Raw genomic sequence first — 15,956 nt, forward strand, 5'->3', positions numbered from 1 at the left:
CTCAGTCCAGCGGCACCCGGTCGCGGGTCCGTTCCTCCAGTGCCGCCCGATAGGCCGCCACGGCTTCCTCCAGCCGCGCCGTGCCGCTCTCACGCTCGCCAAGCCTCCAAAGCGCATTGCCGAGGTTGTTCTGCGTCATCGCCCAGTCCAGCGGCACCCGGTCGCGGGTCCGTTCCTCCAGTGCCGCCCGATAGGCCGCCACGGCTTCCTCCAGCCGCGCCGTGCCGCTCTCGCGCTCGCCGAGCGACGCAAGTGCGGTGCCCAGGTTGGTCTGCGTCATCGCCCAGTCGAGCGGCACCCGCTCGCGGGTCCGTTCCTCCAGTGCCGCCCGATAGGCCGCCACGGCTTCCTCCAGCCGCGCCGTGCCGCTCTCGCGCTCGCCGAGCGACGCAAGTGCGGTGCCCAGGTTGGTCTGCGTCATCGCCCAGTCGAGCGGCACCCGCTCGCGGGTCCGTTCCTCCAGCGCCGCCCGATAGGCGACCACGGCTTCCTCCAGCCGCGCCGTGCCGCTCTCGCGCTCGCCGAGCGCCGAAAGCGCGTTCCCCAGGTTGTTCTGCGTCATCGCCCAGTCGAGCGGCACCCGGTCGCGGGTCAATTCCTCCAGCGCCGCCCGATACGCCGCCACCGCGTCCTCCAGCCGCGCCGTGCTGCTTTCGCGCTCGCCGAGCGCCGTAAGCGCGTTCCCCAGGTTGTTCTGCGTCATCGCCCAGTCTAGCGGCACCCGCTCGCGGGTCCGTTCCTCCAGCGCCGCCCGATAGGCGACCACGGCTTCCTCCAGCCGCGCCGTGCCGCTCTCTCGCGCGCCGAGCGTCGAAAGAGCGTTGCCGAGGTTGTTCTGCGTCATCGCCCAGTCAAGCGGCACCCGCTCGCGGGTGTACTCCTCCAGCGCCGCCCGATACGCCGCCACCGCGTCCTCCAGCCGCGCCGTGCCGCTCTCGCGCTCGCCGAGCCTCGACAGAGCGTTGCCCAGGTTGTTCTGGGTCATCGCCCAGGCCAGCGGCACCCGGTCGCGGGTTCGTTCCGCCAACGCCTCACGATAAATCGTCACCGCCTCCTCGAGCGGCGCGTCCTTCCCCGATTGCGCACCCAGCGTTTGCAACGCATCGGCGAGGATAACGCGCGCCGCGCTCAATGCAGCGGCGTCCCACTCAGGGCGTCCTGAACCTGCTTGCAAGAGGTGGTGCACGCGGGCGATGAACGAGGGCAATCGATCGGCGACGTATGTGCCATCTTTGGCGCTGAACTCTGCATCCTGTGTCGAAACGACGAGGCGGAGCACATCCGCCAGATCATTCCAGAACACTTTTGGCAGGCTAAATACCGTGCCGCTTTCGATACCGTATTGTTTTGGCTTCCCGCCGGCCCCGCCAACGGCCGTGGTGAGGTATAGATCCGGTTTCGTTTCAGCGCCGTGGTGAAGGATGCTCCCCCAGATCAGGATCGATGCGCCGCTTTTGGCCAGCAATTGCCGCGCTTGGTCGTGGCCTTGCCGTTCTGCCTGATCGGGGACCGACCCCTCAACGGCGATGGTCCGGTTGAAATCGAGGACTTGCACTCCCTCGAATTCGCGCAACAACCGGATGATGAGTTGCTTCTGGCTTGGATTGGCATCGTCGTCCTGCAAATCGGCGACGGCCACGGACAAACGCTGCGGATCGGCTTTCGGCAACGCCTCACGCGCGAAATAGTCGACCAGCGGACGGACGCCGGGCCAGCGAGTGACACTATCCCACTGCGTCCAGGAATAGGCTGCCGCTACCACGACGGCCAAGCCGATCAGGGCCCCACAACCCGAAGCGGGTTATGATTTTTCGCGTGATCCATTCCCATAGTGTTTTAGGCTGTTCGTACACGATCCCCCGCCCCCATAACGAAGCGCGTTGCCTCACACATGCTACAGTGATGGTGCGTTGGCCTGATCGAAGCAAACCACGAACCGATTCACCTCGCTGCGGCGATAGCTGATGAAGATTGCCCCCGGTTCGGCCATGGCGGAGCGCCCTACCCCCTTTGCCCCTCCGTTATACCTTTGTTCCCACCAGGCGCAATGGCTTGCCGCCGATTGCGCCCGTCGCTGAGAAACGGTAACATGTTACCTGTGAGGTGAGCATGGCCGTGCAACGCAGGATCAAGACCCCCGGAGAGAAGATGCGCGCCTATCGGGCGCGGTTGCGGGCGGCCGGGTTGCGGCCGGTGCAGATCTGGGTACCGGACGTGCGGGCGCCGAACTTCGTCGAGGAGGCGCGGCGGCAGTCGCTGCGTGCCAGCCGGCATCCGAGTGAAAAGAACGCGATCGACTTCATCGAGGCGGTCGCCGAGCTTGACGACGACGCATCGTGAGGCGCNGGCGACGTCGTTCTCGTCACCGCTCCAGGCGACTACGGCAAGCGCCGGCCCGCGATCGTCATCCAGTCTGACCTGTTCAACGAGACGCACGCCAGCGTCGTCGTCTGTCTGGTCAGCAGCACCCTGGTCGATGCGCCGCTGTTCCGCCTCAGCGTTGAGGCGAGCGCCGGCAATGGCTTGCCGCAAGACTCGCAGATTATGGTTGATAAGATCGCGACACTGCGGCGGGAGCGGCTAAGCGAGCCGATCGGCAGCCTCGACGACGAAACCCTGCTTCGCCTCGGCCGCGCCCTCGCCCTGGTTATTGGCCTGGCCTAGGGATATTGGGCGTGAGGGGCTATGCGCCGGCGGCGGCGATCGGGTTGCGGCCGTCGCGGGGAGCCGCCACCGCCGTTGCCACCTCGATCCGCATCCCGTCGTAGGCCGGCTCGACGCCGGCGGGCAGGCGGGCGGCCAGCGTCGCGTAGTCGAGGTCAGGGCCGAGGTGGGTGAGGATTGCGCGTGCCGGGCGGACGCGAGCGATCCATTCGAGGGCTTTGTCCACGTGGCAGTGGGTCGGGTGCGGGCGATCGACCATGGTGCCGATGATCCATAGCTGCACGCCCTCCAGCGCCCGGAAGGACTCCTCCGGCAGATCCACCACGTCGGTGGAATAGGCGAAGGCACCGAAGCGGAGGCCCAGCGTGCGGCTAAAGCCGTGATCCTGGTCGAAGGCCTCGACGGTGATGGCGCCGATGCGCACGCTCTCACCGACGGCAAGTTCGTGCGGCTGCAGCAGCGGCTTGTAGAAGTGGCTGCCATCGCCGTTCAGCGGCGTCATCACGTACTCGAACCGGTTGCTGATCACCGCCAGCGTCGCGTTATCGGCATAAACCGGCAGCGGCGCGCCGATAATCCGGTTGACCGCGCGCAGGTCGTCGATGCCGTGCAGGTGATCGGCGTGGGCGTGGGTGTAGAGGACGGCGGTGAGTTGGCCGGTGCCGGCGTCCAGCAACTGCTGGCGCAGGTCGGGCGAGGTGTCGACGAGGAGGCGGGTCTCGCCCTCCTCCACCAGGATCGACGGTCGCAGTCGCCGGTTCTTCGGATTGGCCGGATCGCAGCGACCCCAGCCGAAATCGANTGCAGGGGTGCCGCTGGAACTGCCGCAGCCGAGGATGGTTATCCGCATCCGTTTTTCCACACCGTTATCTTGCCTTGTGGAAAAGGCGAAAAAAGTTGTCACTGGTTATGGTTGCCATCGCTGCTTCATCCATGTTGCGAGCTTCGGCGAGCTTGCGCCCGGTCATCCGGGTGAACGCCGGTTCGTTGCGCTTGCCGCGGTGTGGTACCGGCGCCAGGAACGGCGCGTCGGTTTCCACAAGCAGCCGGTCCAGCGGCAAGGTGCGGGCGATATCAACGAGGTGCGAGGCTTTCTTGAAAGTCAGGATGCCAGAAAAGGAGATGTGCAAACCGTGGACAACCGCCTGCTCCGCCAGTTCGGCGCCGGAACTGAAGCAATGCAGCAGGCCGGTGAAGCGACCCTTCGCCATTTCCTCGTCAAGGACGCGGAGGGTGGTCGCGTCGGCATCGCGGGTGTGAATGACCACCGGCAAGCCGGTCGCCCGCGCCGCGGCGATGTGGGCGCGAAACCCCTCCTCCTGCAGCGCGCGCGGGCTGTGGTCGTAGAAGAAATCGAGGCCGGTCTCGCCGAAGCCGACCACCTTCGGGTGCTGCGCCAGTTCGATCAGCCGTTCGACCGGAGCCACGCCCTCGCTCGCCACCTCGTGCGGGTGAATACCGACGGTGCAGTAGACGTTGGGGAACCGCTCCGCCACCGCCAGCACGCTGGCGAAGCGCGACAGGTGGGTGCTGATGGTGAGCAGCGTCGTCACCCCGGCCGCCGTCGCCCGTTCGACCACCGCGTCGAGTTCACTGGCAAAATCAGGGAAATCCAGGTGGCAGTGGCTATCGACCCACACGGGCGGCACCCTCTTCGCTTTCGACGTCCACGTAGCGCGGGAAGATGCCCTGCGGCGGCGGCAGCGGCGTGCCGGCAGCGAGCGCGTCGGCGGCGGTCAATGCCGCAAAGCTGCGCCGCTCGGAGGCGACGGCAAGCTGATCGAGCAGCCGGCCGGCCGCTTGCGGCACGAAGGGTTGGACGAGAATGCCGAGATGGCGCAGCACCTCGGCCAATACCCAGAGCACCGTCGCCATCCTGGGCGGGTCGGATTTGCGCAAGGCCCAGGGTGCCTGGTGGTCGACGTAGCCGTTGGCGGCACTCACCACCTGCCAGATATCGACGAGGGCGATGTGAAACTGCTGCCGATCGAAATGGCCGCGCAGTCGGTCGATCAGCGTGCCGGCCTGACCGAGCAACGCCTGATCGTCCGCGCTGAGCGGACCCGGCTGCGGCACCTTGCCGGTGCAATTCTTCGCCACCATCGACAACACCCGCTGGGCGAGGTTGCCGAGATCGTTGGCGAGGTCACCGTTGATCCGGCCGACCATGGCGCGGTGGGAAAAGTCGCCATCGCTGCCGAAGGGCACCTCGCGCAGCATGAAGTAGCGGACGGCATCGAGGCCGTAGCGCTCTACCAACTGGCGCGGATCGATGACGTTGCCGAGCGACTTGGAGATCTTCTGGCCCTCGTTGGTCCACCAGCCGTGGGCGAACACCCGCTTCGGCGGCGCAAGGCCTGCCGCCATCAGGAAGGCGGGCCAGTATACGGTGTGAAAGCGGAGGATATCCTTGCCGACCATGTGCAGATCGGCCGGCCAGAAGCGGCGATATTGCTCGGCGTCGGTATCCGGATAGCCGACGGCGGTGATGTAGTTGGTCAGCGCATCGAGCCAGACATACATCACATGCGCCGGATCGCCCGGCACCGGCACACCCCAATCGAACGTGGTACGGGAGACCGAGAGGTCCTGCAGGCCGCCACGGACGAAGCTCACCACTTCGTTGCGCCGACTCTCCGGGGCGATGAAGTCCGGGTTCTCCTCGTAATACCGCAGCAGCGGCTCCTGCCAAGCGGAAAGACGGAAGAAGTAGCTGGGTTCCTCCACCCACTCCACCGGCGCGCCGGACGGCGCCAGCCGTGTCCCATCGGCGGCCTTGGTCAGCTCGCTCTCGGCGTAGAACGCCTCATCACGTACCGCATACCAGCCGGCATAACTGCCGAGATAGATCTGGTCGCGCTCAGCGAGCCGCGCCCACAGCGCCGCCAGTGCTTGCTTGTGCCTGGCCTCGGTGGTGCGAATGAAATCGTCGTTGGAAAACCCCATCGAGACCGCCAGGTCACGGAAATTACCGGAGACCCGATCGGTGAACTCTTGCGGCGAGATGCCGGCAACCGCAGCCGCCTTCTGCACCTTCTGGCCGTGTTCGTCGGTCCCGGTGAGAAACTTGACCTCGAAGCCGTCGAGGCGCTTGAACCGGGCGAGAACGTCACAGGCGAGAGTCGTGTACATGTGGCCGATGTGCGGGACATCGTTCACATAATAGATGGGGGTCGTAAGGTAATAGGCCGTTTGCCCAACCATACCGGCGCGTTCCGTCATAAGCCCGATTGCGGGAAATCCATCCGTTTGCCCGCCGGCTGCATCGCCTGTTTCAGGGCGAAAAAAACCGCGAGCAGCACTTGCTTACGATCGAGGTAGGCCGTGTCGGTGCGGGCAAACAGTTCTTGAACTTTGTCCCATACCTGGAGCCAGCGATCAAGGGGAGCAGACGCGGTGAAACGCTGCAGCAGCGGGTCTGCCGATTGGGTTGGTTGGGCCGCAGCACGAATGGCCGCGCCGATGACATTGCGGCAGATATCCACCACTTCCCAGAACTGCGCCTCGTTGCCGGCCTTGCCGACGCGTTCGGCAAAGCTGAACAGTGCTCGGCTATCAATGGCCGGCAGTGCCAGCAGCAGGGAGCGGGTGTCGGCCCACAGCTTGGCGCCGTCGGCCTCGGCCAAGGCCAGCGCCCGGCCGATGCTGCCGCCAGCCAACGCTGCCAGCGCCTGTGCCTCAGCCAGCGGCAGCTCCGGCCGGTAGAGGCCGAGCAGGCTGATCACCGTTTCTTCCGGCAAGGGCCGCAGCCGCAGCCGGCGGCAGCGCGAGCGCACCGTCGCCGGCAGTGCCGACGGCGCATCACTCACCAGGAGGAGGACGGAAAATGCAGGTGGTTCTTCAAGAATCTTCAATAGGGCATTGGCGGCGTTGACATTCATCTCGTCGGCACCGTCGATGACGACGACCCGCCAGCGACTCTCCGCCGGTGTCGACGTGAGAAAGGGCATGATGCGCCGCACATCATCCACCACCACCTCGCGCCGCAGCCGACCGCGCTTTTCATCCATGCCGCGCTCAACCGTCAGCAGGTCGGCATGCCCTCCACTAGCGACACGGCGGTAGACAGGGTGGTCGGGATCGAGCGCCAGCGAGCCCTCGATCGGCGCCGACGGTGCGTTGCCGAACAGGCTGGCCGTTGCCGGTACGGACACGGTGGCGGCATCGGCAAGGAGAAAACGCGCAAGGCGGAACGCCAGGGTCGCCTTGCCGATACCGGCGGCCCCGGTGATCAGCCAGGCATGTGGCAGGCGCTGCGCCTGGGCGAGACGCCAGAGTTCCGCTTCAACCGCCTCGTGGCCGAGGCAGAGCCAATTGGCCCGCGGCGGCGGCGGCCNGTCCATAGCGTTCGAAAGCAGCCGCGGTCACGGCGTTGCGGTCAACTGGGCGCAGCGGCGATCCACCTCATCGACGATGGCGGCGTTGAGGGACTCCGCCGACTGGTCGGCGTCAATGAGAACGCAGCGCTGTGGCGCGGCCTGAGCGATGGCGAGAAAGCCATTGCGTACCCGCTGATGGAAGTCCGCAGTCAGTCGCTCGTAGCGATCGGCGATGCCGCCGCGACCGCGCAGACGCTGCTGCGCCACCGCTGGATCCAGGTCGAGGATGATGGTCAGATCCGGTGCGTCGCCGCCGACAACGAGGTCGGCGACGGCAGCGATCCAAGNCGGAGTCAACCCCTGGCCACAGCCCTGATAGACGGCAGTGGAATCGGCAAAACGATCGGTGATCACCCACTGCCCCGCCGCCAGCGCCGGCCGGATCGCTTGGTCCAGGTGTTGGCAGCGGGCGGCGAAGTGCAGCAGGGTTTCGGTCTTCGGCGACCAATCCCGGTCATGCCCGCCAAGCAGCAGCGCGCGGATGGCTTCCGCCTCCGGGGTGCCACCCGGCTCACGGGTCAGCAGCACCTCGATCCCCCGTCGGCGAAGCTGAGCTGCGAGCAGGCGGGCCTGGGTCGATTTTCCCGACCCCTCCCCGCCTTCGAAGCTGATGAACAGCGGTTGCTCAGCCCGCGCGACTAGCCCGTCTTCTGCGGCTACTCGGCTCAGAAGATGCTCCCNGATGCGCTGACCGATGGAGGCAAAGACGCGGCCGATGAAGCCCTTGCGTTCTACGTCATTGGCGGCGACGAGCGGGATCTCCATCGGGTCCACGCCGGGCGCCGTCACCACCAGCTTGCCCACCTGCTGCCCCTTGGTGATGGGCGCCGGAATGGGACTGTCAAAAACCAGCGATACCTTCATGTCCGGCCGCACCTTGCGCGGCAGCGTCACGATGGCGTCCTTCGCCGGCACCAGCGAAACCGTCTTGGCATCACCCAGCCAGACATCCGCCTTGGCGACTTCTTCGCCGGCCTTGAACAGGACGTAATTGTCGAATTCGCGGAAACCGTAGCCGATCAGGCGTTCCGATTCGTCCGAGCGGGCCTTCATGCTCGGCAGCCCGGTGAGGACGGCGATCAAGCGGCGATCGCCCTGTTTTGCCGACGCGGTAAGGCAGTAGCCGGCTTCCTTGGTGTGGCCCGTCTTCAGGCCATCGGCACCGATGTTGCGATACAGCAGGGGATTACGGTTGCCCTGCTTGATGCCGTTATGCACGAACTCGTGTTCGCTATANNATAGTTGATAGTATTCAGGAAAATCGGCAATCGTCCGCTTGGCAAGCGTTGCTAGATCCCGGGCGGTGGTAAATTCTTCCGGATCAGGCAAGCCATTGGCATTACGATATTGGGATTTCGTCATGCCCAATTCCTTTGCCTTCTTCGTCATCAGCTCAGCAAAGGCTTCCTCGCTACCGGTGAGCCCCTCGGCAACGACGATCGAGGCATCGTTGCCGGACTGGATGACGATGCCGCGGACCAGATCCTCAATCGGCACCTGATCACCGATGTTGAGGAACATGGTCGAACCACCGCTGGCGGCGCCACCGCGTCGCCATGCGTATTCACTCACCGGCAACGTCTGATCAAGTTTCAGGCTGCCTTCCTGCAAGCGCTGGAACAAGATGTAAGCGGTCATCATCTTGCTCATGGATGCGGGCGGTGCCGAGGTATCGGGGTTCTTTTCGAACAGTACAGCGCCTGTATCGTAGTCAATGAGAATGGCTTCCCGCGCCGTCGTTTCAAACGCCTCGCCACGAACGCTCGGCAGACAAGCGAGACCAAGGCCAAGCAACAGGAGCAGGCTGATGCGACTAAGATGGTGAGGTTTCCGATTACGGGTGGATGAGCTGGGGATGCGAGAGCCAACGGTTCCCAACATGGCATTCCCTCCTGTTGCTGAATTGGATAGCCCGTACGCCGGCAACAGCCGGCCCGGGCGCCGATTATTCGACGACGATCTGCGATCCTGGAAAGCCGGCCTGAATGACGGACGGCAGCACACGTTCGGCTTCCCCCACCGAGGCGAGCGGACCCAGGCGCACGCGATAGAGCGTTGAACCAGCGGCACCGCCATTGACGACGGCGACGGGACCAAACCTGGACAAACGGTCGCGTACTCGATGCGCATTATCCGCATTGGCAAAGGCACCCGCCTGGACATACGCTCGCTGATTGGCACTGACGATGGGTGCGCTCGCTGTCTTGACCGATCGCGGATAGGCCGGCTCGGCCAGCGAATTCCGCTGAGGCTGCCAGACGTTGCGCCTGCACCGGCAGCGGTTCAACCCGTATCGGAGCCGAGACCGGCACCGAACTGTCGGCATAGGAAGAATCGGCCATCGCCAGGGCGGACGAACCGCCTGAGATCGGGGAATNNCAGACGCCGCATAATCCGTCGTTGCCGCCGACCACTGTGGCGTCGGCGCATACGTCACGGCGGCCTGCCCCACTTCCGCAGGAAGCGGCTGTAAACCGACCGCCGTCGCTGTGCCGTCTGCTGCCACCGCGGCAACAACCGACGTGTCGGGCGTGGGCTCGAGCGAGGATGCTGCCACAACCGGCACCGGCGGCGCGCCGGCACCAATCGGCTGCGACGGCTGGCGATTGGCCACCATCGCCCCGGTCGGATAATCTGACCCGGTCAGTGCAATCGCCAACTGGCGGCTCTCGTCGGCGACGATCTCGACGCGAACATGCGCCGTGCCCGGGCCGTAAATACCAAGCAAATCGGCGCCGCGACGGGAGACGTCGATAATGCGGTTCTGGGCAAACGGGCCACGATCGTTGACGCGCAGCTTGATGCTGCGGCCGTTGTCGAGGTTGGTGACGCGAACAACGCTGGGCAGCGGCAAGGTTCGATGCGCTGCGGTCAGGTCGTTCATGTCGTAGGTTTCGCCGTTGGCGGTCGCCTTGCCATGGAATCCGGGACCGTACCAGGAGGCAACCCCCCTNNCCTCCACATAATCGTAATCGATCTGCGGATAGTACCAGATCCCTTTGATCTGATAGGGCTTGCCCACCTTGTAGAGGCTGGGCGCGCGCTGGGCGGATTGGCCGGTCTCGACGACACCGCCATTTTGCACACTGCCCCCGGCGCATGCGGACAAGGTCAGCAAGGCTGCGCCGATGACGAAATATCCGTGGCGGGATACACTCATTGCGTCGAACGCAACTGGTCGAGCAGAGCGACCGTGGGGTAACCGTCCGCCGGCAATGAGGCCTGTTCCTGGAAACGCTTGACCGCCTCTCGGGTCTTCGCCCCCACCAGACCGTCGACGCCGCCGGTATCGAGGCCACGGAGCAACAGCAAGGACTGCATTTCCTCCACCTGTTGGCGGGACATGGGCGAGCCGTCGTCATAGCGCAGGGTGGCGAAAGGATCACCACCGGCGATCCTGTCCGCAAGATGGCCGACGCTCACGGCATAGAGGAGAGAATTGTTCCAGTTCATGATCTTACGAAAGTTGCGATAGACCAGCAGCGCCGGTCCGGAATTGACGCCACCCGGCAGGATCAATGAGGCACTCAGCGTCGATGTGGGCAACGGCGAGCCATCGATATTGACCACGCCCAGCTGTGCCCATTCCGACATTGGCTTCTCCGTCTCTATCCCGGACAGCGCATAGGGAAAATCGTAGGGCAGCGCCACCTCGCGCCCCCAGGTGCTGCTCCCATCCCAGCCGATGCTGGCGAGGTAATTGGCGGACGAGGCGAAAATATCCGGCAGGCTGGTCCACAAATTGGGGTGGCCGTCGCCATCAAAATCAACCGCATATGCCTTGAAGGTGGATGGCATGAACTGTGTCTGGCCGAACGCCCCCGCCCACGACCCCTGGGCATCGGGACTGATGTCACCGCGATCGATCAGGTGCAGCAGCGTCAGCAATTGGTCACGGAAGAAGTTGGCGCGACGGGCATCGTAGGCCAGCGTTGCCAGTGATGCCGCCAGCGGAAAATTGCCCGTATCGTCACCAAAGCTGCTCTCCATCCCCCAGAAGGCGACGATGAATCGCGGCTGCACTCCGTACCGCTGGTGCACCGCCTCCAGGAGGGAGGCGTTTTCGGCCAGCAGTCGCCGACCGCGCTCGATGCGGGCCGGGGTCACTCGCGCATCCAGATAGCGCCAGAAGGTCTGGACGAATTCCGGCTGGCGGCGATCAAGTTCGAGTACGCGCGGTATCAGCGTGACGTTGGCAAAAGTAAGATCAAACGTCTCCGCACTGACGCCGCGGCTGAGAGCTTCGGACCGCAACGACACGACCCAGTCCTCAAAGGAGCCGTCCAAAGCGCGCGAGGGCACAACGACCGCGAGCACAAGCAGGACCGCAAGGCATAGCCCTGCCGGCGGCAGAATGCGTCGTCTGAACTGCTCTCCCATTCGCTACGCCGTACCGTACCGTTACGCGCCCGGTGCTCCAGATCTTTTGTTTGTGCCACAGTCCGCCTGCGGAGACAAACGCAGTGCCGCGCAATCCGAATTTTCCCTTCCGAATCATAGTATTGCGACAACTGTGGCCGCCGCAAGAGCATCGCGGCCGATGACCGGTTATGGAATCGCTGTACGGCTTGTCGCGCCAACACGCCGCCAGACTTTCGCGCCTGTAAAAGTACTGCGGCTGATTTTCGCTTGCACTCGCCAGTGATCAGGTTATCCTTGTCGGAACAATGATATAAAGTCCCGCAGTTAACATGCGTCGGCGTGTGCGGCTGGGAGTGTACGGGTCGGTATTGGGAGGGCGAGGCCGTGGTGGAGATCCCACGCCACAATTATGTTGTTCGTGATACGGCAAGCAGCGGGTCGTATTGGCATGGCGAGCCACGGTTCGAAGATCTGCTTCGAGATCCGGTGATGCAGTTGGTCATGCGTCGCGATCAGGTCCACGAAGACGAACTAACGCGGCTAATCCAGGGTGTGCGGCAGACTCTGCGCCAAACGTAGTTCCGCCCGGCGACCGGCAATTCCCTTCCTGCTCAGATAGCAGCGCGCCGCTTGGACGTTGTTACCTTTGTCTACATCCCCGTTTCAAGCATCGCAAAGCGGACGGCAATGGTCTCGCGGATGCTGAGACGTCCGTCGGTGCCCTTCTCCACCAGCGACAGCATCTGTTGATCGGCAATGCCGGTGGGAATGACCATCCGCCCGCCCGCCTTCAACTGCATCAACAGCGACGGCGGGATCAGCTCCACGCCAGCGCAGACGATGATGCGCTCGAAGGGGGCGTGACTGGGCCAGCCGTTTTCGCCATTGCCGATGCGGGCGAACACATTGCGATAGCCATGCGGCGCCAAGCGCTTGCGTGCCTGCTCACCCAGTTCCTCAACGATTTCGACCGTAAAGACCGTCGCCGCCAGTTTCGCCAGGACGGCCGTATGGTAGCCAAGGCCGGTGCCCACTTCGAGGACCCTGTTCCCCGGCTCGACGCCAAGCAGATCGGTCATCAGGGCGATGATAAAGGGTTGCGAGATGGTCTTCTCGTAGCCGATGGGCAGCGGCTGGTCGGCATAGGCGTAAGGAACCAGTTCGAGCGGGACGAAGTCGTGGCGTGGGATCTCGGCCATAACGGCGAGGACGCGCGGATCAAGCACATCCTTGCCGATCTGCTCGCGGGCATAAAGGGTATGAGCGGCGATGATCTCGACCATCTGTTGCCGCAGGAGGTTCGCGCGATCCTCTGGCATCGTAGCACCCAATGAGGCAAGTGGTCCGAGCGGAGAAATGCTAGCCGATTTCGCCCCGAGGCAATACACCCCTTGCTGCTATGATTGTGTTCAGTCCGGGCGGCGCCACGCCCCGGGGTGAGCTGTGCGTTTTCTGCTTCACATCGGTGATTTCCGCCTATGACACATCGCGCCGCATCTCGGCTGGTGCAGACGCTGAACAAGGGACTTGGCAAACTCGGCCTGCGCATCATCGCCGCCCCGCCGGGAAAAGATGACGTGGGCGATGCGGACCCTAGCGCCACCCTCGCGGCAAGGATTGCCACGCTTGAGGCGCGCGCCGATGCGCAAGCGACCCGAAGCGTCATTCAATATGCGATGAAGGCGCACTGGCGCACCATCGACATGCTGGAACAGTTGTCCGGCAGCAGTGAGCCGGATGCTTGCCCGCTGTGTGACCACAAGGCCGTGGACGACGCCTTCGCTACCCGCGTCAGTCAATGCCTGTTCTATGGCGGCACGCTCATCCGGCATGCGTGTCCAAACTGCCAGGTCATTTTTGGGCCGCAGAAGATGCTCTGCCTGGATGCGGCGATGATCGATCTCGAGTACCGCAATCTGTACAATATCTATGCGGAAGGCACGTCGACGTCCTCAATCATCCGGACCTTCCATCTGCTCTTGCCCACCAAGGAAGGGACGTATCTGGACTTCGGCTGCGGTGGTGCATGGTCAGAGGCAATCGAGCAACTACGCGAGGATGGCTGGAATATTTACGGCTTCGAGCCGAGCGCTGAGCGTCGGTCAGATTATGTCTTCACCAGCTGGGAAGACATCGAAGCACGGACATTTGACGGCATTTTTTCGCATAACGTGCTTGAGCATTTGTTTGATCCAGCCGGGACGACAAAGCGGCTCGGCGCCTTGTTAACAGCCGGCGGACGCATCGTGCATGCGACACCGTGCTTTGCGTATTGTTACGAGTTCTCCCGCTTTCATGTGTTTTTCTTTACCGGGCGATCGCCTCAGGTCTTAGCCGATCTTGCCGGCATGTCGATCATTGACTGGGAGACAGACGGCGAGTTTATTGCCTGCATCATGCAGAAATCGGCTTGAGTGCAATCCGTGCTGTGCCGCAGCGGCTGGCATGCCTGCCGCCGCAGGATCCGCTGCGCCATCGCAAGCAAGCGCAAGGTTGCGGCCTTGGCGGGTTTGCGTTAGGCGATGCAGTGACGCAGTTGCGGACGGCGTCCGCGGATGGGTGGCCGAGCGGTTGAAGGCACCGGTCTTGAAAACCGGCAGGCCCGCAAGGGTCTCGTGGGTTCGAATCCCACCCCATCCGCCATGTCTTTCGTGTCCGGCTTGGAGGCGTGGGAAACAAAACGGGCCTGAGACATGGGTGACAGCCTCGTGCCGAGCGGGTTGTCGATGGTTTGCAGGGTACGTTGCTCCAGGTCGATATATCCAAGATCGTAGGGGATGAAGGTGGCGAGCCAGATGCCGTCATCGGCCTCGGTGATGCCGAAACGCTGGCCTGCCAGCACGGTAGAAATATTGATTTCCTTGCGGTGCATACAGATGCGTCCGCAGGCGGTGAACAAGAGGTCGCGGTCGTGGAAAGGGTGGACTGTCCCGGCCCGAGCCATGCCGCGGGGTAAAGGCCGCGCCTAGCAGCCTGTCGGACTTGCGTCTCGGGCGTCGCCGGACCTGCGTAGGGATCGGTGCGTCGGCGCCTCTGTCAGCGCCATTTTGGGCGGTGCGGTCGCGCTGGCGCGCCTGCGGAACTGGCCGCGCAGGCTAGACGGCGCGGCTGAGGGCGAACATCCGCTTCAGGTTCCATGCCATGGTTACAAGCCTCCACTCGCCACGGGCGGCATTGAGCCCGCGCAGCAGGAACTGCCGGAACCCCAGCACGGACTTGATGATGCCAAACACTGGCTCGGGCGTCTGCTTGCGCAGGGCGTAGAGCGCGCGGCCCTGCGGCGTGCGCAGCCGATACGCCATCGCCTGAACCGGGGTGGGGTCTTCGGGCGCCGGTGGCGCCGCAGCGAAGCGCTCTTGCAGGCTGAGATGATGCGCCTCGCGACCAAGTGCGATCAGCGGTTCGATCCCGCCGGCCACACAGGCCTGCACATTCGCCTCGCTGAAGTAGCCATTGTCCGCCAACAGCATGTCCGGCCTGCCGAGCACGTCCGGCAGAGTGCCGATCTTGTCCAGCATGGGTGTAAGCTGCTGCTTGTCGTTGGGCGCCTGCACCACGTCGGCGACCACCACCAGCAGACTGCCCGCCGCCACCGCCGCCTGCGCATTGTAGCACTGCTCAAAACCGCCGCCCGCCACCGCCATGATGCGGCTTTCCTCGTCGGTCAGATTGATCTGATCCGTGGGCAGCGGCGTCGCCACCGGCGGCTTCGGCTCACGGCCCGTGGGCTTCTTGCCGGTGGCCGCTGCCTTGGCGTCCCGTGCTGCGAGTTTCGCCTGATGGTCTGCCTGCTCCCGTTCGAAGCGTTCCTTCGCGCGGGCCTCGATCTTCGCCCGGGCCTCGGCGAGCCTGGACAACCGTTCCTCACGTCGCGCCAGTTCGTCGGGGATCGACATGCCGTCAGCGATGTCCACCTGGTCCGCCGCTTCTGCCTTGGCCATGAGATCGGCCACTTCGGCCTGCAGTTGGGCCTCCAGCTTGCCCGCATGGTCATAGGACAGCGCGCTGTGCCGGCTGGCATTGGCGTGGACCTTGGTCCCGTCGAGCCCGACCGTTCCCAGCTTCAGCACGCCCATCTCGCGCGCGAGCACCAGCACCTGGACGAACAGCTTCTCGATCTGCGGCAGAAAGCGTCGGCGGAACGCGGCGATGGTGTCATGGTCCGGATGATCGTTCGCCGCGATGAAGCGGAACGCCACGCTGTCATAGGTCGCCCGCTCCAGCTTGCGGCTGGAGAACACCCCGGTGGCGTAGCCGTAGATCAGAATGCCCAGCAGAAGGCTGGGGTGGTAGGACGCTTCCCCAGAGCCACGGTAGCTGCCGGTCATCGGCCGCAGATCCAGCCCCGCGATCACCTCCACCACGAACCGCGCCAAGTGCCGCTGCGGAAGCCACTCGTCCACCGACGGCGGCATCAGAAATCCGCTGTCGCGGTCGATCGGGCGGAAGTTGCTCATGCCGAAGAGGTCCGGGCCGGGGGCGTGAATCCATGCCCGGATTCTATAACCCACAGCTCCGCCTCGCGTTAAGTCCGACAGGCTGCTAGCACAG

At 64.1% G+C, this 15,956-nt stretch carries 12 protein-coding genes, 1 tRNA gene and 1 pseudogene; 4 read left to right on the forward strand and 10 right to left on the reverse strand.

Translation table 11 applies throughout. From position 1 onward, the window contains the following. Position 1 precedes the first annotated feature (1 nt). Positions 2-1,762 (reverse strand): tetratricopeptide repeat protein, encoded by a 1,761-nt coding sequence (locus tag HQ394_RS19330; protein ID WP_223291994.1) that lies wholly within the window; start codon positions 1,760-1,762, stop codon positions 2-4. Between the two features lie 347 nt (positions 1,763-2,109). On the opposite strand from HQ394_RS19330, the gene HQ394_RS01135 reads away from it, so the two are divergent. Together HQ394_RS01135 and HQ394_RS01140 are read left to right on the forward strand one after the other, a co-directional pair. Continuing rightward, on the forward strand, positions 2,110-2,340 hold the full coding sequence (locus HQ394_RS01135; RefSeq protein WP_223291763.1) for an antitoxin MazE family protein: 231 nt from the start codon (positions 2,110-2,112) through the stop codon (positions 2,338-2,340). Between the two features lie 18 nt (positions 2,341-2,358). After that, a pseudogene (locus HQ394_RS01140) lies at positions 2,359-2,664 on the forward strand (type II toxin-antitoxin system PemK/MazF family toxin); the annotation flags it as partial. A 19-nt stretch (positions 2,665-2,683) separates the two neighbouring features. On the opposite strand, the gene HQ394_RS01145 reads toward HQ394_RS01140, so the two are convergent. From HQ394_RS01145 to HQ394_RS01180, 8 genes are all read right to left on the reverse strand, one after another. Continuing rightward, positions 2,684-3,514 (reverse strand): MBL fold metallo-hydrolase, encoded by an 831-nt coding sequence (locus tag HQ394_RS01145; RefSeq protein ID WP_190261670.1) that lies wholly within the window; start codon positions 3,512-3,514, stop codon positions 2,684-2,686. Positions 3,515-3,530: 16 nt separating this feature from the next. Beyond that, complete coding sequence (locus HQ394_RS01150) at positions 3,531-4,304, reverse strand: TatD family hydrolase (protein ID WP_190261671.1); 774 nt, start codon at positions 4,302-4,304, stop codon at positions 3,531-3,533. Beyond that, positions 4,291-5,868 (reverse strand): methionine--tRNA ligase, encoded by a 1,578-nt coding sequence (gene metG / locus HQ394_RS01155; protein WP_190261672.1) that lies wholly within the window; start codon positions 5,866-5,868, stop codon positions 4,291-4,293. The genes HQ394_RS01150 and metG overlap by 14 nt, the downstream gene beginning before the upstream one ends. Positions 5,869-5,882: 14 nt before the next feature. Then, the gene (locus tag HQ394_RS01160; protein ID WP_190261673.1) at positions 5,883-7,007 is read right to left on the reverse strand and encodes a DNA polymerase III subunit delta'; all 1,125 of its coding nucleotides are present in this window, start codon (positions 7,005-7,007) and stop codon (positions 5,883-5,885) included. 21 nt (positions 7,008-7,028) lie between these two features. Further along, positions 7,029-8,924 carry a dTMP kinase gene (gene tmk, locus HQ394_RS01165; protein ID WP_190261674.1) on the reverse strand — a complete coding sequence of 632 codons (1,896 nt, stop codon included), beginning with the start codon at positions 8,922-8,924 and terminating at the stop codon, positions 7,029-7,031. A gap of 64 nt (positions 8,925-8,988) precedes the next feature. Further along, positions 8,989-10,203: a septal ring lytic transglycosylase RlpA family protein gene (locus HQ394_RS20620; protein WP_190261675.1), complete on the reverse strand. Its 1,215-nt coding sequence runs from the start codon at positions 10,201-10,203 to the stop codon at positions 8,989-8,991. Beyond that, positions 10,200-11,423, reverse strand: coding sequence for a lytic murein transglycosylase (locus HQ394_RS01175; RefSeq protein ID WP_223291764.1), 1,224 nt, complete (start codon positions 11,421-11,423; stop codon positions 10,200-10,202). Before HQ394_RS01175 ends, HQ394_RS20620 begins: the two co-directional genes overlap by 4 nt. Positions 11,424-12,055: 632 nt before the next feature. Next, positions 12,056-12,724 (reverse strand): protein-L-isoaspartate(D-aspartate) O-methyltransferase, encoded by a 669-nt coding sequence (locus HQ394_RS01180; protein ID WP_223291765.1) that lies wholly within the window; start codon positions 12,722-12,724, stop codon positions 12,056-12,058. Positions 12,725-12,910: 186 nt separating this feature from the next. Here HQ394_RS01180 and HQ394_RS01185 point away from each other — a divergent pair, with 186 nt between their 5' ends. Together HQ394_RS01185 and HQ394_RS01190 are read left to right on the forward strand one after the other, a co-directional pair. Continuing rightward, a complete protein-coding gene (locus tag HQ394_RS01185; RefSeq protein ID WP_190261677.1) occupies positions 12,911-13,819 on the forward strand; it encodes a class I SAM-dependent methyltransferase in 909 nt (302 codons plus the stop codon). A gap of 139 nt (positions 13,820-13,958) precedes the next feature. Next, positions 13,959-14,048 (forward strand) — tRNA-Ser (locus tag HQ394_RS01190). Positions 14,049-14,500: 452 nt separating this feature from the next. Here HQ394_RS01190 and HQ394_RS01195 read toward each other — a convergent pair. After that, positions 14,501-15,862, reverse strand: a complete 1,362-nt coding sequence (locus HQ394_RS01195; RefSeq protein WP_190260069.1) for an IS1182 family transposase — start codon at positions 15,860-15,862, stop codon at positions 14,501-14,503. Positions 15,863-15,956: the final 94 nt, after the last annotated feature.

This window comes from Defluviicoccus vanus (assembly GCF_014672695.1).
GTDB lineage: Bacteria > Pseudomonadota > Alphaproteobacteria > Rhodospirillales > Defluviicoccaceae > Defluviicoccus > Defluviicoccus vanus.

Coding starts and splice junctions, on each gene's coding strand:
- HQ394_RS01135 (WP_223291763.1), top strand. CDS start 2,110: ATGGCCGTGCAACGCAGGATCAAGACCCCCGGAGAGAAGATGCGCGCC.
- metG (WP_190261672.1), bottom strand. CDS start 5,868: ATGGTTGGGCAAACGGCCTATTACCTTACGACCCCCATCTATTATGTG.
- HQ394_RS01175 (WP_223291764.1), bottom strand. CDS start 11,423: ATGGGAGAGCAGTTCAGACGACGCATTCTGCCGCCGGCAGGGCTATGC.
- HQ394_RS01180 (WP_223291765.1), bottom strand. CDS start 12,724: ATGCCAGAGGATCGCGCGAACCTCCTGCGGCAACAGATGGTCGAGATC.
- HQ394_RS01195 (WP_190260069.1), bottom strand. CDS start 15,862: ATGAGCAACTTCCGCCCGATCGACCGCGACAGCGGATTTCTGATGCCG.